This window comes from Rhizobium sp. P44RR-XXIV (assembly GCF_001999485.2).
Taxonomy (GTDB): Bacteria; Pseudomonadota; Alphaproteobacteria; order Rhizobiales; family Rhizobiaceae; genus Rhizobium.
Genome location: NZ_MPVZ02000024.1, coordinates 23,535 through 44,549, shown reverse-complemented (window position 1 = coordinate 44,549; position 21,015 = coordinate 23,535). Strand labels below are relative to the sequence as shown.

Sequence of the window (21,015 nt, the reverse complement as noted above, 5' to 3'; positions counted from 1 at the left end):
ATTTGCTTCGATGAGTGAAACGCGGCGCTACCGATTCTTGCCGGGAACCCAGAGTACGTCGGCGCGTCCGCGGTCATTGGCATGGCGTGCCGCGACGAACAGGAGATCGGACAGGCGGTTGATGTATTTCAGCGCTGCCGGGCTGACATGTTCGCCGTCGCTGCGCGAGAGCGCCACCATCAGCCGCTCGGCACGCCGGGCGATGGTGCGGGCGAGATGCAGATGAGCGGAGGCTGGGGTGCCGGCAGGCAGGACGAAGGACCTCAACGGCTCAAGATCGGCGTTGAGGGCATCTATGTCGCGTTCGATGCGTTCGACCTGATGGTCATGATGCGCAGCGGCTCGTAGGCCAGTGGCTCATCGGTTTCCGGCGTCGAAAGATCGGCGCCGAGATCGAAGAGATCGTTCTGGATGCGCATCAGCATGGCATCGAGATCGGGCATGTCGGCCGTATGCAGCCTGGCGACGCCGATGGCGGAATTGGTCTCATCGATGGTGCCGTAGCTTTCGACACGCAGATCGTGTTTCAGCCGCCTCGGCCCGGCGGCAAGGCCTGTCGTGCCGTCATCGCCGGTCTTGGTGTAGATCTTGTTGAGTTTGACCATCGTCTTCCCGTCGTCAGGCTCTAGGCCGGGCGGCCGCCGCCCGTCAGCCAGAGCGTCAGCATGATCAGGATGACCGCGACCGCCTGCAGCAGGACGCGCAGCTGCATCAGCCGGTTCGAAAGGTTCGGATTGTCGCCCTTCATCATGTTCAGCAGGCCACGAACGAGAACGATCGCGACGAGGCCCATGACAATGATGGCGGCAACATAAGTAACGGTCGACATGGTTCCTCCACCCTTGTCTTCAGAGCAGCTAAGCTTCTCAGGAAAGCTCGAAGCTGCTCCATTTCATTGTTTCCGCGCAATTCCGGGCGGAAAATGCTGGGCATCTTTCCCGGGATTGCTTTAGTCCAGCCGGCGCATCAGACGATAGAAAAGGTTAGCCGGCAATAGCCTTTTCAAGAGAACACCCTGCTTGGCAGGGGTGGTAACAAGATAATGCGGGCGCGGATTTTTCACGTTCAACGCCGATTTTAGCACATCATAAACAGCTTCGGGTCCCAATTTATGTTTACTGATCGGGCCCGATCCGTCCAGCCGCCTGAGCTGCCTGCGGTATTCCACCGCATGCGCCGAGCCTTCCAGGTCGATATGCTCGTTGATCTTGGCGAGCGCATTGGCGGTGAAGCGCGTGGCGATCGGGCCGGGTTCGATGAGGCTCACATGGATGCCGCTATCCTGCAGCTCCATCCTGAGCGTGATCGTCAGGCCTTCCAGCGCGAATTTCGAGGCCGTGTAGGCGCCGCGAAAGCGATAGGGGACCAGCCCGAGGATCGACGAGCAATTGACGATGCGGCCATGTCCCTGCTTGCGCATCAGCGGAATGACCTGGCGCGTCAGCTCGTGCCAGCCGAAGAAATTCGTCTCGAACTGCTCGCGTAGCACATCGGTTGTGAGATCCTCGACAGCGCCCGGCTGGCCATAGGCGCCGTTGTTGAACAGGGCGTCGATACGATCGCCAGTGCGCTCGCGCAGGGTGGCCACGACAGCGGAAATCGTCTCGGGCCGCGTGTAATCCAACAGCAACGCTTCGATGCCGTCGGCTTCAAGCGCTGTGAGGTCGTCCCCTTTGCGCACGGTTGCGAAAACGCGCCATCCGTCGGTCTTCAACGCCCGGGCGCAGTGGGCGCCGATTCCGGACGAGCAACCAGTTAGCAGGATAATGCGTTGTTCCGTCATGGGATGTTTCCTGTACAAACAGAAACTCGTTTCCCATATTCGGGGACCCGATACAATCGACAACCGGCGGGTGAAGCCGACGTCAAGCGGAGATGGAATGCCGACAGTCCTGCGGACGGTTTACAAGGTAATTTACGACGCGGTGTACCATTTCGTCGAAGATGACGGGTTTGCCATGGCAAGTCATGTTGCGCTTTCGACGCTGCTTGCGGTCTTCCCTTTCCTGATCTTCGGCACGGCGCTTGCGAGCTTTCTCGGCGCCAGCCAGTTTTCGTCGACGGCCGTGCATCTGATCTTCGATACCTGGCCGGAGGCGATCGCCAAGCCTCTGGCGGATCAGGTGGTGCAGGTGTTGACCATTCCGCGCGGCGGCCTTTTGACCATCTCGGTGCTGGCGGCAGCATACTTCGCCTCGAATGGCGTCGAGGCGCTGCGCATATCGCTGAACCGCGCCTATCGCGTGGTGGAAACGCGGCCCTGGTATTTCAATCGTCTCGCCAGCCTCGGCTATGTGTTGATCGCCGTGCTGATCTTCGCAATCCTCAGCATTCTGCTGGTGGCCGTGCCGTTGGCACTCAACTATACAAGGCAATGGCTACCAGCGCTCGCCGATATCCTCGAGATAGTTTTCAGCTGGCGAATCTACGGCACGATTTTCTTGTTGGTGGCGGGGTTGCTGATCCTGCATTTGTGGCTGGCCGCCGGCCGTCGGCGGCTGCTCGACGTCATTCCCGGCGTCATACTGACGCTGGTGTTCTGGTCGATCGGCGCGTTGCTCTTTGCCTATTATCTCTCGACCTTTGCCAATTACACCGCCACCTATGCCGGCCTGGCGTCCGTGATGATCGTGCTCATCTTCCTCTATATGCTGGCGGTGATCTTCATCATGGGGGCCGAGATCAATGCCGCGCTGATGAAATTCCGGGTGCGGCGCCTGCTGTTCGGCAAGACCGCGAGCCGCCCGGCGGAAGAGACGCCATCGGAAGAGGTGCCCGCCGAATCAGAGGCCGATGCGGCGGCGAAGCTCCGCCGGTGACAGGCCCCACCGGCGCCACTCGGCGATGCCGGTATCGCCCAGGCTCTTGGAGAGCTTGCGGCCGTTATCGTCCAGCACCAGGCGGTGATGATGATAAAGCGGTTCGGGCAGGTTAAGCAGGGTCTGCAGCAGACGATGGATTGAGGTCGCGTGGAAGAGGTCGAGCCCGCGCACGACATGGGTAATGCCCTGCGCCGCATCATCGACGACGACAGACAGATGGTAGCTCGACGGCGCATCGGAGCGTGACAGCACGACATCGCCCCAGGCTGCGGGATCGGCCAGGATATCGTCTCTCTCGCCATCGCCGCTTTCCTGCCAATGGAGCGGCCCGCCCACGGCTGTCATTGCCCTTTCCACGTCGAGACGCCAGGCGTGTTTCATGCCCGTCGCCAGCAAGCGCTGACGCTCGGCATCGCTGCGCTCGCGATCGTCTAAGGGGTAGAGCGGCGTACCGTCGGGATCGCGCGGCCATGGCCTTCCGTTTGCCTCGAAGGTTGCGACTTTCGCCTTGACCTCGCCGCGTGTCAGAAAGGCGGGGTAGACGAGGCGGCGCTCGATGAGTGTTTGCAGTGCCTCCTGGTAGGCCGGGAAATGTTCGGACTGCCGGCGCACCGGCTCCTGCCAGTGAAGGCCGAGCCAGGCGAGGTCGGCATGAATGCCGGCTTCGAAATCGGGTGTGCAGCGGGCCAGATCTATGTCTTCGATGCGCAGCAGGAAATCACCGCCAGTCTGCGCCGCCATGTCGTAATTCAGAATGGCCGACAGTGCATGACCAAGGTGCAGCGGGCCATTCGGGCTTGGGGCAAAGCGGAATTTCGGCTTTTGACGGGGAATCTCGATCATGCTTTCTTCTGCCATGAATTTGAACCGGGGACTACGAGACACCATGCAGATCATTCGCGACGAGGGCGACATCGAACGGGGGTTGGCGGCCCTGCTGGAGCTCGATCCGCGCCTGCGGCCCGTTGCCGCAGAGGCGGGGGCCATACCCCTGCGTCTGCGTCAAGCGGGCTTCGAGGGGCTCGCCCATATCATCGTTTCGCAAGTCGTGTCGCGCGCCAGTGCCGATGCGATCTGGGGGAAGATGATCGCCGGCATGGGTGAGGTGACAGCAGAGGGCTATGCCGCCCTGGAGCCGGAGGCATGGCGAAGCTTCGGCCTGTCGCGAATCAAGCACGATACTTTGGCGCGTGTGGCGGATGCCGTCGTCGGAGGCGGTCTTGATTTGCATGCGCTTAGTGCCGAATCACCTGAGAAAGCGCTGTCCGAGCTGATGGCGATCAAGGGAATCGGACCCTGGACGGCTGAGGTCTACATGATGTTTTGCTGCGGTCACGCAGATGTGTTTCCGGTCGGCGACGTGGCGCTGCAGGCCGCGGTCGGCATGGCTTTCGGCCATGCAGAAAGGCCGCTCGCCAAGGCTTTGGCCCGGGAAGCCGCGGTTTGGGCGCCCTGGCGCTCCGTTGCGGCCCGGCTTTTCTGGGCTTATTATGCCGCGAAAACACGGCGAGATGCGCTGCCTATAGTTTAATCAGCAGCTCTTGTGGATTCGCCTTTACGTACTGAATTTATTCGACTTCACAATCCTGTAACAACCGGCCTAATATACAGGTGCAGATGCCGAATCGATCAGGAGGGTTCCTTGACGATTGCAGTCTCCCCGCAGTCCTTGCCGGCGCTCGTCCTGAACGCTGACTACAGACCGCTGAGTTACTATCCCTTGTCGCTCTGGTCCTGGCAGGACGCGATCAAGGCGGTCTTCCTTGACCGTGTGAATATCATTGCGGAATACGATCACTCAGTGTCGTCACCGAGCTTCTCGATGCGGCTACCGAGCGTTGTTTGCCTCAAGACATATGTGCAGCCATCCCGTAATCCCGCCTTCACCCGGTTCAACGTCTTCCTGCGTGACCGGTTCGAATGCCAGTATTGCGGCGCGCATGACGACCTGACCTTCGACCACGTCATCCCGCGCGCCCATGGCGGCGAGACGACCTGGGAGAACGTGGTCGCGGCCTGCTCGCCGTGCAACCTGCGCAAGGGCAGCAAGCTGCCGAAGCAGGCCGGCATGTTCCCAGCGCAGAAGCCATACCAGCCGACGGTGCAGGATCTGCACAATAACGGCCGGCTCTTCCCGCCGAACTATCTGCACGACAGCTGGCTCGACTATCTCTACTGGGATTCGGAATTGCAGCCGTAAGATCATTCTGGCGATCTTGCACGGGGGAGTGCAGCACCCCCCCTCTGTCCCTTTCGGGACATCTCCCCCACATGGGGGGAGATCGGGTAACTCGCGGTGCTCTCCCGCCTCAAGCAGACATCGGATCTGCTGAAATTGCAGCCTACAGTCTTACGAGTGCGAGCGGCATGCTCCTAACGATCTCCCCCCTTGTGGGGGAGATGTCCCGAAAGGGACAGAGGGGGGTATCAGAGGTGCAACATGCGAGAGATGCCGCCGTTTGGCCCAGATCAACCAGCCTTCTTCGCACCGACAAAAGCGATCGCAGCCAGGATGACGCTGGCGATGACGTTCCATCCGGCCATCGACAGGCCAAGGACGCGCAGTGCTGCTTCCGTGCAAGAGGGACCCTTGATGGTCGAGAGTTCGTTCAGGAGGTCACCGGCATTCTGTGTCATGCTGCTGGCTGTTGTCGAGCAGGTCGTCGGGCCTGCCCAGAAGTGCCATTCCACGCCGGCGTGATAGACGCCAATGCCACCGCCGACAACCATCATCAGGCCAGCGATGATCAGCAGTCCGCGGGTGATCCAGGATGGTAGGCCTGCAACCGCCGTCAGCGCGGCGATGATGGCGACCGGGATGCCGTAGTAATAGGGCTGGCGCTGATCCAGGCAGAGCGCGCAGGGAATATAGCCGCCGATATGCTGGAAGCCGAGCGCCGTGCCGATGACGATGATCATGCCGATCGTCAGGAGAGCGCTATAGCCGAGGCCGGCGCGGGAAGAGGTCGAAGTCGTGGACATGCGCGGGGGCTCCTTGGTCAACTTGCCAGGGCAAAATGGAAGATGCCGTAGAGGGCAATGAGTATGGCAGCGGCGGCCATGGCGATCTGGCCGAGGCGCTTTTCGATGAAGTGGCGGATGGATTCGCCATAGCGGCGCAGCAGGAAGGCCAGCAGGAAGAAGCGGGCGCCGCGGGCGACGATAGCCGAGATGATGAAGAGGCCGAGATCGATATGGGCGACACCGGACAGGATCGTCACCACCTTGATCGGCGGCAGATGCGCCAGGCCCGATGTGACCAGCAGCAACAGAACCCATTCATAGGTAACGCCGGCGCTCATCTGGTTGAAGGCGTCGAGCTTGCCGTAGAATTCCAGGATCGGCTTGGCGATGGCCTCGAAGGCGTAATAGCCGAGTGCCCAGCCGGCAATGCCGCCGAGCACGGAAGCGACCGTCGCCGTCAGCGCATAGCGCCAGGCGCGCTCGGGTCTTGCTAGCGACATCGGCAGGAACAGCACGTCCGCCGGGACGAGGAAGACGGAACTCTCGACGAAGGCAATAACGGCCAACCAGATTTCCGCCGATTTGCGGCCGGCAAGCGACATGGTCCAGTCGTAAAGTCTTCGAAGCATACGGCCCCCTATTGCTGCGTTGCAAACCTTTAGGGGGCAGGATTATGGCTGTAAATGGTCGCTGGCTGACGGAACCCGCACAAAATCAAAATTTTTCGTGATGGTGGGGCCTCAAAACGCCTATTTTGCTAACGGATTGACGGATGGTTGCTCAGGCTGGCTCACATTGCGCACAGCCTGGATACATCACAATTCTCGGCGATGGAGCGTGTTGCCCATGCTCAGCTTCAGCGTTTGGTCTGCGGACGGATGGGGCGGCCTCGCTCGATCCTGAGAGCTTTGAGAAGTCCGGACTTTTCAAGTCGCGCCGCCACGTTACCGCTGGTGATCTCCCGGAACACCGTGTCGGTCTTCTCGCGGATCGGAGAGATGAACAGTTTCCGATGTTTGGTCATGATCACACCCCCAGGTGGAGTGTGGGAAGGCTAACCATGAGGACGGCCGCGATTCCGGCCATCAGGACGGACGTCTCTATCAATAACAACGCAAACCTGCGGCCACTGATGATGAAAAGAGAATTTTCCATCTCAACTCCTTGTTATAATTATTTTCTAAGAGATGGCCACCATATCACATGGTTTTAGAAAAATTTCATATATTATTAAAAATAGGGAATTTTTATTTTTCAGATGTGAGTGCATCCATATTAGCTCGAGCAAAGATCGTCGCAATCGATGCGACGGCTCGAATGAAGTTGGCGCCGGATCGATAGGGACGCAAGGCCAAAGAAAAAGGCGGCTGTGAGCCGCCTTTGCCTGTCTTGTATCCAGTGAGCGGATGCTACTGCCGATGGAGTTCCACGCGGCGGTTCTTTGCGCGTCCCTCTTCATTGTCGTTCGATGCCACGGGCGACTGCAGGCCTTCGCCGCTTGCCTTGAGGCGATCCTGCGCAACACCATAGGTGCTGACCAGATCGGCGACGACAGCGTCTGCCCGTTCCTTCGACAGTTTGAGGTTGAAATCGGCGCCGCCGATATTGTCGGTGTAGCCGACCACGGAGAGCTTCTCGTTCGGCTGATCCTTCAGGAATTTGCCGATTTCATCGAGGCTTGGACGCGAGTCCGGCTTGATCACCGCCTTGTTGAAGTCGAAGTGAATGCCGTAGAGCAGCACCTTGCCCGACGTATCGAGCGCCTTGTTGATCTCGGACGCCGTGACCAGAACCATCTGGTTTTTCAGCTCGCCGACCTGCAACGTGTCGAGACGAACATAGACCTGGCCCTTGACCGCCTCGAATTCCGGCACGTAGCCGTCTTCAAACTCGATCACATAAAGCGCGAGATAGGTCTTGGCGCCGCCCTCTTCCTTCACGGCAGCCACATAGCGTGCCTCGTCAGGACTGAAGCCGAAAAGCTGGCCGCCGGGGCCCTTTTCTCCGAAGACATCTTCCAGCCGGCTGGTATCCTCCTGCTTTGCCTGAAACAGGATCTTGTAGCCTGCGGACTGCAGATCGTTCAGATAGTTGCGGAACACCTCAGCCGAGGAAGGCCCGGCAGGAACGGAATAGACGTTCTGCGCCAGACGACCTTCCAGCTCTTCCTTGCTGGCAAAACCAGACTTGTCCGGATCATCCTCGTTCTTGACCCATTTTCCCGTCGGCAAGGTGTATTCCGCGAAGTTGCGCCCATCGCACAGCTCGATCGATGAACCTTCGAAGCGCTTGATGCCGGGAAAATCCTTGCAGCCCGCCTTGTCGGCAGCGAAGACCGATGACGAGACGGAAACCGCCGTCAACACGATGGCCGCGAAGACCCCGCTTAAGAGTTTCGATGTCATGATTACCCCCCAAAAATGACAGAGTGACGCGTCATCGGCGATCCAAAAGCGCCAGGACACCCGATGTCGCGATTGCTTTATAGGGTCGTAAAGTGCATCTCGCAATATGGGAAATGAGGTACAGGAAATGGCATTGCCGGCGCGTTCGGCTGACAGGTGCGGGGGTTTCGGGGCTTGTATCAGCCGCGGCGGCTTCGCCTTGGTTTCAACGCAGCCCCGGAGGCGCTTGCCTCAATAATACTCGACGCGCGTTTCATTGAGCACGACGCGGATCACCCTGTAGACATACAGGAAGCTGGCAAGGCCAAGGGTCACGATTATCAGAATGGCCCAAAGAATGACGTGTCCTATCGAGTGACCAATATTGAAGGTGCAGTTAAAACGACCGATTGGGCGACCGGAACCATCCAGCAGTTCGGTTTTATTCAAGACGGCTCGGTTGAGGTAATAGGGAAATACGATCAGGGCCAGGCCGAGCGTGATGATCGTCAATATGATCCAGAGAACGACGCTGCCGATCGCTTCAATTATGCTGAATGTGCATCTCAGTCGGCCGATGCGAGTCGTGGCTACAGTGATTTCGGACAATTTATTCACCTTTCAAAATACTAGCGGATGCTTAGGTCAGGTTCGATAAATGCAATGAAAAACGCTATTCCGGAATGGTGCATACCATTATCGAAAATCGCGTAAAAGTGGTATTTATAAATATTTTCTACTTCGGGATTGGCATGGGTGAACCATATCCCGGCATGTTGAGTGCAATGGAAGGTGAACCAGGCGCGATCCAATATGGCGTTTAAGAATCGCCTTCATACACTTCGCAATGCGACGGTATTCGCGCCGCCGTCAAAATGACGCGCGCAGATCGAGCTTTAGATTTCGGCCGAGGCAGCACCTGCTGTTGGAGCAATGCTGGTAGCGGCGGCGATGATGCTGGTGATTGATGGTGCCCCATGCCGGAGTCGAACCAGCACTTCTTTCGAAACTCGATTTTGAGTCGAGCGCGTCTACCAATTCCGCCAATGGGGCAACGGATCATGACGAGGCGGCTGTCTAGCATGTGATCGGCGGGGCGCGCAAGCCGGGTTCGGCACATATTGCGAGTGTTTCCGCAGGGTTGCGGTTTGGCCCATGGCGTTGATGACGCCATGGGCTTTTGCTTTCTGAACTCAGTGCGCCAGGGCCGGGCCCTTGGTGGTCGAGCCGGACTTTTGCAGCGTGATCGCCAGGATCGCGGCGAGCAGGCAGAAGGCGCCGGCGACGAAGAAGGCTGGCAGGTAGGTGTTGAGCTCGGTACGCGTCAGGCCGGCGCCATAGGCGGCGGTGGCGGCGCCCAGCTGGTGGCCGGCAAAGACCCATCCAAAGACGAGGCCGGCCTTTTCGCGGCCGAAGCGGTCGGCGGCGATCTTGACGGTCGGCGGCACGGTGGCGATCCAGTCGAGGCCATAGAAGACCGCGAAGATCGACAGGCCATAGAAGGTGAAGTCGCTGAAGGGCAGGTAGACTAGCGACAGGCCACGCAGGCCGTAATACCAGAAGAGCAGCCAGCGATTGTCGAAGCGGTCGGAGAGCCAGCCGGAGCCGATCGTGCCGAAGAAATCGAAGATGCCCATGACGGCGAGTACGCTGGCGGCTGCGACCGGTACGATGCCGAAATCGCCGCAGAGCGTTACGAAATGCGTCTGGATCAGGCCGTTGGTCGACAGGCCGCAGATGAAGAAGGTGGCGAACAGGATCCAGAAAGTGGAGGTGGTGGACACCTCTCTCAGGATCGACAGCGGCGAGGCGAGTGCAGCCTTGAGGTTCTTGGTGGCCGGGGGCGGTGGCGTGACGTGGATTTCGCCGACCAGCGGCAGGTTGACGTCCGAAGGGCGGTCGCGCATCAAAAGCAGCACGATGAGGGCGGCAACGACGATCATGCCGCAGACGAAGATGACGGTGGTGCGCCAGCCGTAGCGCGTCGTCAGCTCGGCCATCAGCGGCAGGAAGACGAGCTGGCCGGTGGCGGAGCTGGCCGACAGCATGCCGATGACCAGGCCGCGGTGCTTGGTGAACCAGCGTGTCGAGACGGTCGCGGCCAGCACCATGGCGGTGAGACCGGTGCCGAAGCCGACGATGATGCCCCAGCACAGCAGCAACTGCCAAACCTGCGTCATGAACAACGAACCGATGAAACCGACACTGATGGTGGCAAGCGCGAAGACGATGACCTTGCGGACGCCGAAATAATTCATGAAGGCGGCGGCGAAGGGTCCCATCAGGCCGAATAGCAACAGCCGGACGGCGAGTGCCGAGGAAATGGACGACGTGCTCCAGCCGAACTCGTCCTCCAGCGGCTTGATGAGCACGCCGGGTGCGCCCATGGCGCCCGCGGTGACGAGCATGGTGAGGAAGGTGGCGCCGACGACGACCCATCCGTAATGGATGTTGCGCCGGGCGAGCGTCGAAGCAAGAGCAGTCGAGACCATGGGGTGCGTTCCAATAGAGTTTCTTAATCTTGGCATCAGGAGCGGAGGGGCGATGAAAGCGCTTAATCGCGAAAGGCCAGGGGTACCGTTTCGCTTGTAGCGCCAGGCCGCTCTTCCGGCTTGAACGTTTGTGTAAAGGCGTTTAGATGATAGCGATCATATTTGTTGCATATTCATGATGGTCATCATATAAATTGTCAATACAGATTTATTGAAGCTCTGATGGAGTTTTTTGATGAGAGTGAGCCGGGAAAAATTTGCCGAGAACCGCGAGAAGATTCTCGCGGTTGCAGGGGAGCTTTTTCGCGAAAAGGGTTTTGACGGCATCGGTGTCGCCGAGATCATGAAGGCGGCCGGCCTGACGCATGGCGGTTTCTACGGCCATTTCGAATCGAAGGACGAGCTGGCTAGCGAGGCCAGCAAGGCGCTGGTATCGCGCTCGCTCGAGCGCTGGAAGGAAGTGGCGGCGAGCTCACCCGACCAACCGCTAGAGGCGCTGCTCGCCCATTATCTCTCGCATCGCAACGTCGTGGAGCATGCGACGGGCTGCGTTTTCGCTTCGCTGACCCAGGAGGTCAGCCGTCATGGCCCGGAAATGCAATCGACCTTTACCGGCGGCCTGATGGGGCTGGTGGAAGTGCTTGAGGATATCGTTCCGGGCGAGACGGCGGAGGACCGCCGCCGCAGGGCCTTTGCCAGCCTTTCAGCAATGGTTGGCGCCGTCATCCTGGCGCGCGCAATGGACGATACGGCGCTCTCACACGAATTCCTGTCGGCAACCCGGCAGGAGCTGACGCCTCCGCCGGGCAGCGACAAGGATTGATCGATCCTTTTTAGTCGCGGAAGGCGAGCAGCCCGTTTGCCTCGACGATTTCCTTGAACTTGCCGTCGGGTGCGGCGGCAAGCAGCTCTGCACGTAACGCGGCTTCGAAATCGGCGGCCTTGTCGCTCAGCGCCTGTGGCGAGGTCGACGACATCGAGAAGACGCGGCCGACGATATCCTCGATATCCCTCGTATATTCCGTGACGACGCCGATGCGTTCGAGATTGCGGAAGGGCGAGGCCAGCAGCATGGCTTCATGCGGCGCCCAGGCCTTGCTCTTGCGCAGCAGGCGGTCGGCATTGCGTTCCGGCGAATAGGTTTCGGCCAGCGGCTCGACGATCCCGCGCCAATCCGGCTCCGCCAAAATGCTCTTGTCGTGGAAAAGCACGACCGCGCCGCCGGGCTCGATCAGCTTGTCCAGTGCTTCAAGCGTTGCCGGCCTGTCCATCCAATGGAATGAGCGGCCCATGACGCAGAGGTGCAGCTTGCCGATTTCAGGTCCGAGATCGTAGGACGAGCCCTGCTTGACGGTGATGTCGACGCCGGCATCCTGAGCGCCGGCTTCGGCGGCGGCAAGCATTTCCGGCTCCGGATCCATGGCGATGACGGTTGCGCTCTGCAGCCGGGCGAAGGCGATGCCGAGCTGGCCCGGGCCGCAGCCAAGGTCGAGCACATGATCGCCGGCTTTCAAGCCACTGCGCTCGGCGACGCGGTCAATCAGCCTGTCCGGATAGGGGATGCGGTAGCGCAGGTAATAGGCCGCAGTCGATTGAAAGCGCCGCGCTATGAAGGGAACTGTGGTCATCGGATATCATCCTCGGGGCTAGGAACCTCGATCTGTTAAGCCTCAACTGTGACCCGTTCGTGAAGTCACTTTTGCGCGATTTGCCGCGGGGTCATCGGCCTCGGAGGGTTGGGGTGAGGGGCCAGGCACATCTCTTGCAACAGCGACGAGCACGCCTGACCCGCTCCAAAATCTTCGGTCACTTAAAGCCGGCAACCCCATGCGGGATATAGGGCGATTCCAGCGTCTCGATTTCCTCCGGCGTTAGTTTGACGGCCAGGGAAGCGACAGCATCGGTGATGTGGCCAGGCTTCGAGGCGCCGATGATCGGGGCGGTAACGGCGCTCTTCTGCAGGATCCAGGCGGTTGCGACCTGTGCGCGGGCGATGCCGCGGGCCTTGGCGATGGTGCCGACCGCATCGACGATCTTATGATCGGCGTCGACAGCCTGGGTGTAGAGCGTCTTGCCGAATTCGTCGGATTGCGTGCGTGCGGTCGCTTCGTCCCAATCGCGGGTGAGGCGGCCGCGGGCAAGCGGGCTCCAGGGGATGACAGCGATCTTCTGGTCCTCGCAGAAGGGCAGCATCTCGCGCTCCTCCTCGCGGTAGAGCAGGTTCAGATGGTCCTGCATGCTGACAAATTCGGTCCAGCCGTTGAGGCGGGACGTGTAGATCGCCTTGGCGAATTGCCAGGCATGCATGGACGACGCGCCGATATAGCGGGCCTTGCCGGCCTTGACGACATCGTGGAGCGCCTCCAGCGTTTCCTCGATCGGTGTCGTGTAATCCCAGCGGTGGATCTGGTAGAGGTCGACATAGTCGGTGCCGAGACGGCGCAGGCTGTTGTCGATCTCGTCGAAGATCGCCTTGCGCGAAAGCCCGGCGCCATTCGGGCCCGGGCGCATCCGATTGAAGACCTTGGTGGCAAGCACGATATCGTCGCGGCGGGCGAAATCCTTGATGGCGCGGCCGACGATTTCCTCCGACGAGCCGTTGGAATAGGTGTTGGCCGTATCGAGGAAATTGATGCCGGCCTCGATCGCCTGCCGCAGCAGCGGGCGGCTGTCTTCCTCATTCAGGGACCACGCATGCGTGCCCTTGTTCGGGTCGCCATAGGTCATGCAGCCCAGGCAGATGCGCGAGACTTCAAGACCTGTTCGGCCAAACTTTACGTATTCCATCGATCTTCTCCGTCCGTTCGAGTATCCGGCGCAAGAGCGCTCCGTCGCCGGTGCGGGAAACGGAGTGGATGCGTCGCTAAAAATAGATCGGCGGAGCAAGCAGCTGCCGATCGATGCATCAGTTCGTGAAGAGCTTCAAAGTATTACTCAATAAATAAGGCGATTCGCCCGCCGGGGAAGACAGCAATCTTAAATGTTTCCTTGAACCAAAAGTGCTGGAGGTGTTAGCTGCACCGCACCATTTTTGGATATTCCGCATGAAATTGCCCCCGCGTGATACTTATGAAGCCCTCTATCGTGATTTTCGTTGGGAGATTCCGGCGAAATTCAACATTGGGCATGCCGTTTGCGATGCCTGGGCCGAAGGTGAGCCGGACCGGATCTGCCTGCAGCATTTCAATCCGGACGGCAATCATCTTTCCATGACCTATGGCGAATTGCGGGATCGCTCGGCGGCATTCGCCAATGCGCTGACGGCGCTCGGCGTGCGTGCCGGTGACCGGGTGGCGCTGTTGCTGCCGCAGAGCTTCGAAACGGTCATCGCCCATGTGGCGATCTACAAGATGGGAGCGATCGCGCTGCCGCTGGCGCTTCTGTTTGGCGCCGAGGCGCTGGAATATCGGCTGAAGGTCTCGGGTGCATCGGTGATCGTCACCAACCGCTTCGGCCTTGAGCGATTGCGGCCGATCCGGGACCAGTTGCCGGATCTGGTGCGTGTGATCAGCATCGACGGCGCCGAGGATGGGGTCTCAGGTTTTGCCGATCTGGTGGCGGCGTATCCGTCGCTTTTCGAGATAGCCGATACCGGTCCCAACGATCCGGCATTGATGATCTTCACTTCGGGCACGACAGGGCCGCCGAAGGGTGCTCTGCACGGCCATCGCGTCCTGCCGGGGCATATTCCCGGCATGCAGTTCGCCCATGAGGGCTTTCCGCAGGCTGGTGACAGGCTTTGGACGCCATCCGACTGGGCCTGGGCAGGTGGCCTCTTGAACGCTTTGCTGCCGAGCCTGATGCTTGGCGTGCCCGTCGTGTCTTCCCCGGCGCAGAAGTTCGATCCGCATATGGCCTTCCGCATCATGGCAGAGATGGGTGTGCGCAATGCCTTTATCCCGCCGACGGCGCTGCGGCTGTTGAAGGCAGTCGACAATCCCCGGGCGCATTACGATCTGAAACTGCGCAGCATCGGTTCGGCCGGCGAGGCGCTCGGCCGCGAGACGTTTGAGTGGGCGCGCGCAGTGCTCGGCATCAATGTCAACGAGTTCTTCGGCCAGACGGAGTGCAATTTCGTGCTGTCCTCCAGTGCCGCCTTCGGTGTCAGCCGCCCCGGTGCTACTGGCAAGCCGGTACCCGGCCATCGGGTCGCGGTCGTCGATGCCGATGGCGTCGAGGTAGCTCTGGGGGGAAAGCGGGCAGATCGCGATCAAGCGACCGGATCCGGTGATGTTTCTCGGCTACTGGCAGGATGAGAAGGCGACGGAGGCAAAGTTTGCCGGCGACTGGCTGCTCACAGGCGATATCGGGCGGCAGGATGCGGAGGGCTATATTTCCTTTGTCGGTCGCGACGATGATGTCATCACGTCTTCCGGCTATCGTATCGGCCCGAGTGAGATCGAGGATTGCCTGAGCGGCCATCCGGCCGTGCAGCTTGCCGCAGCGGTGGGCAAGCCGGATGCGGTGCGCACCGAAATCGTCAGGGCCTATGTCGTCCTAGTTCCCGGCCACGAGCCGAGTGAGGCGCTGGCCGCCGACATCCGCGACTGGGTGAAGACGCGGCTTTCCATGCATGAATATCCACGCGAGATCGAATTCGTCGATGCCCTGCCGCTGACGACGTCAGGCAAGGTGATCCGCCGCCTGCTGCGCGAGCGGGCAGCTTCCGAAATCAGCGCTTCGTAAGCGACAGGATCTTTTCGCGCAGCAGCTTCGCCATGTTGCGGGTGCTGCGATACATATGCAGTTGCGCGGCGATCTGCCGGACATCGCGGTCGCCGTTCTGCGTCAGGCCGATGATCAGCGTGCCCATGTCTTCGCGCTCGTGCCAGAAGCGGCTCATGATCGGATGATCGGCGACCGCGCAGGAGTCGGAGCGCACGACGTTTGCATCGTCCAGATGCCATTCCGTCAGCTCACCCATCAGCAGCTTGCCCGGCGAATAGCGGGCATAGGCCTCGTCATAGGCCGTCTTCCAGGTATAGGCCTCGCCGCCCATAATCAGCACGATCATCGAGGCGATGGCCTTGCCGTTGAGATCGATGGTGTGGATACGGACGGCGTCGACGGCAGCGAGGTTGGAGATCGCCTCGCGGGCAAAGGCCGCATGGTGGCGATCGGTGACCAGCGCGCTGCGTTTCTTGCCTTTCCAGCCACTCGCTTCGAGCGTCAGGTATTCTTCCATACGCAGGTGGATGTCGCGAGGTTGGCGGGCGACGTTGTAGGCGACATCGCCCTGCGTTTCCAGCAGCCGCCACTGGCGGCGCATTTCGCGCAGATGGGCATTGGAGATCGTTCGCTTGAGATAGGCGATCGCATCCTCGTTGCTGTGAAGCATAGGGCGCTGGAAGGTGTTTGCCACGGTGATGGGCAGGTTGCGGCCGATGGCCACGACCTTGGCCATCTGTGCGAAGCGGCCGTTCAAGCGAACGTCCGGCAGCACCAGCGCTGTGGGAAGGCGCAGGTCGTGGTGCGCCAATCCTTCGAAGAGATTGTCGAGCGTTTCGCCCGCGTCCTCGGCATCGACCAGCGGCGTGCCGAGCGGGCCGAAGGAGTTCGACCAGACGCGGATGATCGAGGGACCGATGGCAAAGCCCGGCTTGTCCACAGTGAAGGGCATCAGCAGGCGCATGCGGCTTCGCGTGCCGTTGTTGTCGCGCATCAGCGCCAGACGAACCTGGCGATCCTCAAGGCGCGGCATGGCCGGCGCCAGGAAACGGCCCGAAAAGAAGACATTCGGCTCCATGGCGCGGTTGGAGAGAAAATCCAGTTCGTCCTGCAGCTCATAACCAAGCTTGCCGGGATAGAGGCAGAGCTCACGTCCGGCCCGGCCGACCTCGACCCTGGCCTCGGCCTTCGGCGTGTCGAAATGCAGCGCCGCGAGCGTATGCGTCAGTGCATTCACCTGGCTGTCCGTCGTTTCGGTGTAGGGCGGGCGCGTCATGGTCTAGAGAGCCCCGTTCGTTGCTGTTGGCGCCGTCGGGCGGCGGATGAGTGCGAAGAGCGTGATGCCGAGCGCATGGCGTACGGCGAGATGCAACAGCAAGGCCTCGACCGCCATGGCACTGGCGCCGGCAATGGCCGCGCCTTCGATGCCGAAATGCGGGATGAGGATGATGTTCAGCCCGATATTGGCGACGAGCGTGACGGCATAGAGATAGACGCAGAGCATCTGCTTGTCGGCCATGGTCAGCAGCACTTCGGCAGGCCCGACCAGCGCCTTGACGAGAATGCCGGCGAGGAGAATGGCCATCACCACCTGGCCACCGGTGAAGGCGGCACCGAAAAGCGACAGCAGGAATTCGCCGGCGGCGAGCACCGCAAGGCCGACGGCAAGTGCTGGAAAGAAGGTCCAGCGTGTGGCTTCGGTGGCGAAGGCGGCAAGCTTGCTACGGTCGTTTTCCGCGATAATGGTTGCGAAGCGCGGGCCGATGGCGGCTTTGACGGCGAAATAGACGAAGTGAACCAGCGCCATGGTCTTGGCGGCGGCGAAATAGACGGCCACTTCCTCCGGATCGAGGAAGATCCCGACGACGATGACATCGGCGTTGGTGAGGAGATATCCGACGCCTTCCACCAGAAATATCGGAAAGGCAACGGCGAGCCAGGCGTTGAACTCGATGGTTTTCGCGCCGCTCGGGTAATGGCGGCGCAGGCGCAGCGAGACGACCAAGTATTGCAGCAGGACGCTGGTGAAGGCGCCGGCCAGTGCCGCCGTCATGGCGGTAACCGCATCTCGAGGTGCGCCGGCAAGGACGCGCCGATCATGAAGAGCAATATCAGTGTTGGGCGGATCAGGAAGGTCGGGCTCAAGGCCATGACCGGCCAATGCCGGGCGCGCGCCGTACCGTCGAGCACGTCCCCAAGCGCAATCATCGGCACGGCAATCAAGCCCAGGAAGATCGGCGTGATGTAATAGTGCTCGATCGCGCCGCTGAAAGCATAGACGAGGGCCGCGCCGATCAGCGCCAATGTGCCGGAGACTGCAACGACAAACAGACGTGCCGTGGCATTCAGGCCGCGGACGGCATCATGATTGCCGTTGGCATCGTAGAGCGGCAGGAAACGGATGATGGCTGTCGGGAAACCGAGGCAGGCGAGGTTGCCGAACAGGATCATCAGCACCCAGACGAAGACGAAGACGCCATATTCAAATCTGCCCATCAGCCGGGCAAGGATGATCTGCGACAGGAAGGCAAGGGCTGCGCCGGCAATCCGGATGGCGAAGGCGATCAGCGCCATGCGCTGCGACACAGCCTTTTCGTCATTGCCGGTGAAGAGGCTGGCAAGTTTGCGCAGATATGGCGATAGCGCGGTCCGCAATGCGGACGGCAGCATTCTCTCCGCTGTTTGAAAGACCGCCATGATCAACACGCAATACTTTTAATATGATCCGAACCTCACGATAGTTTTGGCAGAGGAGGGTTAAGAATAGGTTCTTGCGAACCTTCGAAAACAACATAGGGGACGGCCGGCTGCTGCAATAAAAAATGCCGCCCGAAGGCGGCATCCTATTGATTTAGCAAAAGGAACGAAGCCTCAGACGACTTCCGTGCTCTCGAATGCACCGTGACAATGCTTGTATTTCTTGCCGGAGCCGCATGGGCAGGCTTCGTTGCGGCCGATGCGACCCCAGGTTGCCGGATTTTGCGGATCGCGACTTTCCGGAGACACGAAGTTCTCGCTCACGAAATTCAGAGGGGCGAATTCGTCTTCGCCCGTGGTGGCGTCGATGTGACGACCCTGCATCGGCGGCGTCTCCGGCTCGGCCGGCTGCTGTACGAGTTCGACGCGCGACAGCTGGCCGGTGACGGCCTGGCGCAGGTTGTTCAACAGGGACTGGAACAGCTCGAAAGCTTCCGCCTTGTATTCCTGCAGCGGATCGCGCTGGGCATAGCCGCGGAAGCCGATGACCGAGCGCAGGTGGTCGAGGTTGACGATATGTTCGCGCCAGAGATTATCCAGCGTTTGCAATACGATGGACCGCTCGACATAGGTCATGATCTCGGGGCCGAAGCGCTCGGCCTTTTCGGCAGCAGCCTTTTCAGCCGCTTCCGTCAGGCGAGCCCGGATGTCGTCCTCTCCGATGCCCTCTTCCTTGACCCAGTCGTGGATCGGCAGGTCGAGGTCGAAGAAGTTGACGACCCCAGCGTTCAAGCCGTCGGCATCCCACTGCTCCGCATAGGCGCGCTCGGGAATGTGCTTGGAAACCAGATCCTCGATGACGTCATGGCGCATGTCGCCGACGGTTTCGGTGAGATCGGTTGCATCCATCAGCTCGACGCGTTGCTCGAAGATGACCTTGCGCTGGTCGTTCAGCACGTCGTCATACTTCAGGACGTTCTTGCGGATATCGAAGTTGCGGGCTTCGACCTTCTTCTGCGCACGTTCCAGCGCCTTGTTGATCCAGGGATGGACGATGGCTTCGCCTTCCTTGAGACCGAGCTTCTGCAGCATGCCGTCCATACGGTCGGAGCCGAAGATGCGCATCAGGTCGTCCTGGAGCGAAAGGTAGAATTTCGAGCGGCCCGGGTCGCCCTGACGGCCAGAACGGCCGCGCAGCTGGTTGTCGATACGGCGGCTTTCATGGCGTTCGCTGGCGATGACGTAGAGGCCGCCGGCGGCGATCGACCGCTGCTTGAGTACCTTGATTTCCTCGGCAATCCGGGCGATCGCAGCATCGCGTTCCGGACCGGGCTCGACGTCGTGCAGATCGCGCTCGACGCGCATTTCGAGGTTGCCGCCGAGCTGGATGTCGGTGCCGCGGCCTGCCATGTTGGTGGCGATCGTTACCGCGCCCGGAACGCCGGCCTGGGCGACGATATAGGCTTCCTGTTCATGGTAGCGGGCATTCAGAACCTGGAAGTTGTTGAAGCCCTGCTTGCGCATGAGATCGGCGAGGAGCTCCGACTTTTCGATCGAAGTCGTGCCGACGAGCACCGGCTGATCACGCTTATGCGCATCGAGGATCTCGGCGATGATCGCCTTGAATTTCTCTTCATGCGTACGATAGACCTCGTCGTCCTCGTCGATACGCTGGATCGGCAGGTTGGTCGGCACTTCGATCACGTCGAGACCGTAGATGTTGCCGAATTCTTCGGCTTCTGTCGCCGCCGTACCGGTCATGCCGGCGAGCTTGCCGTACATGCGGAAATAATTCTGGAAGGTGATCTGCGCCAGCGTCTGGTTTTCCGGCTGGATCTGTACCCGTTCCTTGGCTTCCAGAGCCTGGTGCTGGCCATCCGAATAGCGGCGGCCCGGCATCATGCGGCCGGTGAATTCGTCGATGATGACGACTTCATCGTTGCGGACGATATAGTCCTTGTCGCGCTGGAAGAGCTTATGAGCCTTGAGCGCATTGTTGATGTGGTGAACGATCGCGACGTTCTCGACGTCGTAAAGCGATTCACCCTTCAACAGGCCGGCTTCGGTCAGCATGTTTTCCAGCTTCTCGGTGCCTTCTTCGGAGAAGTTGGCCGAGCGCTGCTTTTCGTCGATCTCGTAGTCATCCTTGGTCAGGCCGGGGATGAAGGCGTCGATCGTGATGTAGAGATCAGAGCGGTCGTCGAGCGGGCCGGAAATGATCAGCGGCGTGCGGGCTTCGTCGACCAGGATCGAGTCCACTTCGTCGACGATGGCAAAGCTGTGGCCGCGCTGAACCATCTGGGCGCGGTCATATTTCATATTGTCGCGCAGATAGTCGAAGCCGAGCTCGTTGTTGGTGCCGTAGGTGATGTCGCAGGCATAGGCTTCGCGGCGTTCGTCATCGGACAGGCCGTGAACGATGACGCCGGTGCGCATGCCGAGGAATTCATAGAGACGACCCATGGTGGCGCTGTCGCGCTGCGCCAGGTAGTCGTTGACCGTGACGACATGAACGCCCTTGCCGGCAAGCGCGTTCAGATAGACCGGCAGCGTTCCGACCAGCGTCTTGCCTTCACCGGTTTTCATTTCGGCGATGGCGTTGGAATGAAGGATCATGCCGCCGACGAGCTGTACGTCAAATGGTCGCATGCCGAGAACGCGGCGCGAAGCCTCACGGGCCACCGCGAAGGCGGGCACGAGGAGGTCGTCGAGGGTCTTGCCATCGGCGAGCTGCTGGCGGAACTCAACCGTCTTGGCGGCCAAAGCTTCGTCGGACAGCGCACGCATCTCTTGTTCGAGAGCGTTGATGGCAACGACATTCGGCTGGAACGACTTAACGCGACGGTCGTTGGACGAGCCGAACAACTTGCGGGCAATTCCACCTAGGCTGACCATGTCACTGGTCCTTTCTGAGATTTCATCCGGCCGTTCCCTGCTTTATCCATTCCCAAAAAAACGGGAGTATAGCACAAAACGGCCGGAAACTGT

The 21,015-nt window shown here is 60.2% G+C and carries 17 protein-coding genes, 1 tRNA gene and 3 pseudogenes; 6 read left to right on the top strand and 15 right to left on the bottom strand.

The window, feature by feature from the left end; translation table 11 throughout:
- Nucleotides 1–27: 27 nt before the first annotated feature.
- The 3 genes and pseudogenes from BSK43_RS04085 to BSK43_RS04075 form a co-directional block, all read right to left on the bottom strand.
- Nucleotides 28–605 (bottom strand): annotated as a pseudogene (locus BSK43_RS04085) (cob(I)yrinic acid a,c-diamide adenosyltransferase).
- 20 nt (nucleotides 606–625) lie between these two features.
- Entirely contained in the window at nucleotides 626–829 is a 204-nt protein-coding gene (locus BSK43_RS04080) for a twin transmembrane helix small protein (RefSeq protein ID WP_047630776.1), read from the bottom strand.
- A 120-nt stretch (nucleotides 830–949) separates the two neighbouring features.
- Complete coding sequence (locus tag BSK43_RS04075; protein WP_077471740.1) at nucleotides 950–1,783, bottom strand: SDR family oxidoreductase; 834 nt, start codon at nucleotides 1,781–1,783, stop codon at nucleotides 950–952.
- Between the two features lie 97 nt (nucleotides 1,784–1,880).
- On the opposite strand from BSK43_RS04075, the gene BSK43_RS04070 reads away from it, so the two are divergent.
- Nucleotides 1,881–2,819: a YihY/virulence factor BrkB family protein gene (locus BSK43_RS04070; protein ID WP_077471739.1), complete on the top strand. Its 939-nt coding sequence runs from the start codon at nucleotides 1,881–1,883 to the stop codon at nucleotides 2,817–2,819.
- Here BSK43_RS04070 and gluQRS read toward each other — a convergent pair.
- Nucleotides 2,784–3,665 (bottom strand): tRNA glutamyl-Q(34) synthetase GluQRS, encoded by an 882-nt coding sequence (gluQRS, locus tag BSK43_RS04065; RefSeq protein ID WP_077471812.1) that lies wholly within the window; start codon nucleotides 3,663–3,665, stop codon nucleotides 2,784–2,786. The two genes, BSK43_RS04070 and gluQRS, sit on opposite strands and share 36 nt — an antisense overlap.
- 43 nt (nucleotides 3,666–3,708) lie before the next feature.
- Here gluQRS and BSK43_RS04060 point away from each other — a divergent pair, with 43 nt between their 5' ends.
- A complete protein-coding gene (locus BSK43_RS04060; RefSeq protein WP_077471738.1) occupies nucleotides 3,709–4,353 on the top strand; it encodes a DNA-3-methyladenine glycosylase in 645 nt (214 codons plus the stop codon).
- A gap of 111 nt (nucleotides 4,354–4,464) precedes the next feature.
- Nucleotides 4,465–5,022, top strand: a complete 558-nt coding sequence (locus BSK43_RS04055) for an HNH endonuclease (protein WP_068389162.1) — start codon at nucleotides 4,465–4,467, stop codon at nucleotides 5,020–5,022.
- 269 nt (nucleotides 5,023–5,291) lie between these two features.
- On the opposite strand, the gene BSK43_RS04050 is transcribed toward BSK43_RS04055, so the two are convergent.
- The 4 genes from BSK43_RS04050 to BSK43_RS04040 form a co-directional block, all read right to left on the bottom strand.
- Nucleotides 5,292–5,804: a disulfide bond formation protein B gene (locus tag BSK43_RS04050; RefSeq protein WP_077471737.1), complete on the bottom strand. Its 513-nt coding sequence runs from the start codon at nucleotides 5,802–5,804 to the stop codon at nucleotides 5,292–5,294.
- 17 nt (nucleotides 5,805–5,821) lie between these two features.
- Nucleotides 5,822–6,415 carry a YqaA family protein gene (locus BSK43_RS04045; protein ID WP_077471736.1) on the bottom strand — a complete coding sequence of 198 codons (594 nt, stop codon included), beginning with the start codon at nucleotides 6,413–6,415 and terminating at the stop codon, nucleotides 5,822–5,824.
- A 227-nt stretch (nucleotides 6,416–6,642) separates the two neighbouring features.
- Complete coding sequence (locus BSK43_RS35015) at nucleotides 6,643–6,810, bottom strand: hypothetical protein (protein WP_169055364.1); 168 nt, start codon at nucleotides 6,808–6,810, stop codon at nucleotides 6,643–6,645.
- A gap of 385 nt (nucleotides 6,811–7,195) precedes the next feature.
- Nucleotides 7,196–8,191 carry an OmpA family protein gene (locus tag BSK43_RS04040; protein WP_077471735.1) on the bottom strand — a complete coding sequence of 332 codons (996 nt, stop codon included), beginning with the start codon at nucleotides 8,189–8,191 and terminating at the stop codon, nucleotides 7,196–7,198.
- A gap of 174 nt (nucleotides 8,192–8,365) precedes the next feature.
- On the opposite strand from BSK43_RS04040, the gene BSK43_RS35010 reads away from it, so the two are divergent.
- Entirely contained in the window at nucleotides 8,366–8,803 is a 438-nt protein-coding gene (locus BSK43_RS35010) for a hypothetical protein (protein WP_169055363.1), read from the top strand.
- Nucleotides 8,804–9,138: 335 nt separating this feature from the next.
- On the opposite strand, the gene BSK43_RS04030 is transcribed toward BSK43_RS35010, so the two are convergent.
- Nucleotides 9,139–9,223 (bottom strand) — tRNA-Leu (locus BSK43_RS04030).
- 140 nt (nucleotides 9,224–9,363) lie between these two features.
- Nucleotides 9,364–10,662: an MFS transporter gene (locus tag BSK43_RS04025; protein ID WP_077471734.1), complete on the bottom strand. Its 1,299-nt coding sequence runs from the start codon at nucleotides 10,660–10,662 to the stop codon at nucleotides 9,364–9,366.
- 235 nt (nucleotides 10,663–10,897) lie between these two features.
- Between BSK43_RS04025 and BSK43_RS04020 the strand changes: the two genes are divergently transcribed.
- A complete protein-coding gene (locus tag BSK43_RS04020; RefSeq protein ID WP_077471733.1) occupies nucleotides 10,898–11,485 on the top strand; it encodes a TetR/AcrR family transcriptional regulator in 588 nt (195 codons plus the stop codon).
- Between the two features lie 10 nt (nucleotides 11,486–11,495).
- Here BSK43_RS04020 and BSK43_RS04015 read toward each other — a convergent pair whose 3' ends face one another.
- Nucleotides 11,496–12,290 carry a methyltransferase domain-containing protein gene (locus tag BSK43_RS04015; RefSeq protein WP_077471732.1) on the bottom strand — a complete coding sequence of 265 codons (795 nt, stop codon included), beginning with the start codon at nucleotides 12,288–12,290 and terminating at the stop codon, nucleotides 11,496–11,498.
- Between the two features lie 178 nt (nucleotides 12,291–12,468).
- Nucleotides 12,469–13,449: an aldo/keto reductase gene (locus BSK43_RS04010; RefSeq protein WP_077471731.1), complete on the bottom strand. Its 981-nt coding sequence runs from the start codon at nucleotides 13,447–13,449 to the stop codon at nucleotides 12,469–12,471.
- 257 nt (nucleotides 13,450–13,706) lie between these two features.
- Here BSK43_RS04010 and BSK43_RS04005 point away from each other — a divergent pair.
- Nucleotides 13,707–15,348, top strand: a pseudogene (locus BSK43_RS04005) (AMP-binding protein).
- Here the strand turns inward: BSK43_RS04005 and BSK43_RS04000 are convergent.
- The 3 genes and pseudogenes from BSK43_RS04000 to secA form a co-directional block, all read right to left on the bottom strand.
- Nucleotides 15,335–16,606: a GNAT family N-acetyltransferase gene (locus BSK43_RS04000; RefSeq protein ID WP_077471729.1), complete on the bottom strand. Its 1,272-nt coding sequence runs from the start codon at nucleotides 16,604–16,606 to the stop codon at nucleotides 15,335–15,337. The pseudogene BSK43_RS04005 and the gene BSK43_RS04000 overlap by 14 nt on opposite strands.
- Nucleotides 16,607–16,609: 3 nt before the next feature.
- Nucleotides 16,610–18,027 (bottom strand): annotated as a pseudogene (locus tag BSK43_RS03995) (lipopolysaccharide biosynthesis protein).
- 174 nt (nucleotides 18,028–18,201) lie between these two features.
- Nucleotides 18,202–20,922: a preprotein translocase subunit SecA gene (gene secA, locus BSK43_RS03990; protein ID WP_077471728.1), complete on the bottom strand. Its 2,721-nt coding sequence runs from the start codon at nucleotides 20,920–20,922 to the stop codon at nucleotides 18,202–18,204.
- Between the last annotated feature and the right edge of the window lie 93 nt (nucleotides 20,923–21,015).

Bases quoted from the DNA above. Each gene is read 5' to 3' on its own strand.
- BSK43_RS04080 (WP_047630776.1), bottom strand. From the start codon at position 829: ATGTCGACCGTTACTTATGTTGCCGCCATCATTGTCATGGGCCTCGTC.
- BSK43_RS04075 (WP_077471740.1), bottom strand. From the start codon at position 1,783: ATGACGGAACAACGCATTATCCTGCTAACTGGTTGCTCGTCCGGAATC.
- BSK43_RS04070 (WP_077471739.1), top strand. From the start codon at position 1,881: ATGCCGACAGTCCTGCGGACGGTTTACAAGGTAATTTACGACGCGGTG.
- gluQRS (WP_077471812.1), bottom strand. From the start codon at position 3,665: ATGATCGAGATTCCCCGTCAAAAGCCGAAATTCCGCTTTGCCCCAAGC.
- BSK43_RS04060 (WP_077471738.1), top strand. From the start codon at position 3,709: ATGCAGATCATTCGCGACGAGGGCGACATCGAACGGGGGTTGGCGGCC.
- BSK43_RS04050 (WP_077471737.1), bottom strand. From the start codon at position 5,804: ATGTCCACGACTTCGACCTCTTCCCGCGCCGGCCTCGGCTATAGCGCT.
- BSK43_RS04045 (WP_077471736.1), bottom strand. From the start codon at position 6,415: ATGCTTCGAAGACTTTACGACTGGACCATGTCGCTTGCCGGCCGCAAA.
- BSK43_RS35015 (WP_169055364.1), bottom strand. From the start codon at position 6,810: ATGACCAAACATCGGAAACTGTTCATCTCTCCGATCCGCGAGAAGACC.
- BSK43_RS04040 (WP_077471735.1), bottom strand. From the start codon at position 8,191: ATGACATCGAAACTCTTAAGCGGGGTCTTCGCGGCCATCGTGTTGACG.
- BSK43_RS04025 (WP_077471734.1), bottom strand. From the start codon at position 10,662: ATGGTCTCGACTGCTCTTGCTTCGACGCTCGCCCGGCGCAACATCCAT.
- BSK43_RS04020 (WP_077471733.1), top strand. From the start codon at position 10,898: ATGAGAGTGAGCCGGGAAAAATTTGCCGAGAACCGCGAGAAGATTCTC.
- BSK43_RS04015 (WP_077471732.1), bottom strand. From the start codon at position 12,290: ATGACCACAGTTCCCTTCATAGCGCGGCGCTTTCAATCGACTGCGGCC.
- BSK43_RS04010 (WP_077471731.1), bottom strand. From the start codon at position 13,449: ATGGAATACGTAAAGTTTGGCCGAACAGGTCTTGAAGTCTCGCGCATC.
- BSK43_RS04000 (WP_077471729.1), bottom strand. From the start codon at position 16,606: ATGACGCGCCCGCCCTACACCGAAACGACGGACAGCCAGGTGAATGCA.
- secA (WP_077471728.1), bottom strand. From the start codon at position 20,922: ATGGTCAGCCTAGGTGGAATTGCCCGCAAGTTGTTCGGCTCGTCCAAC.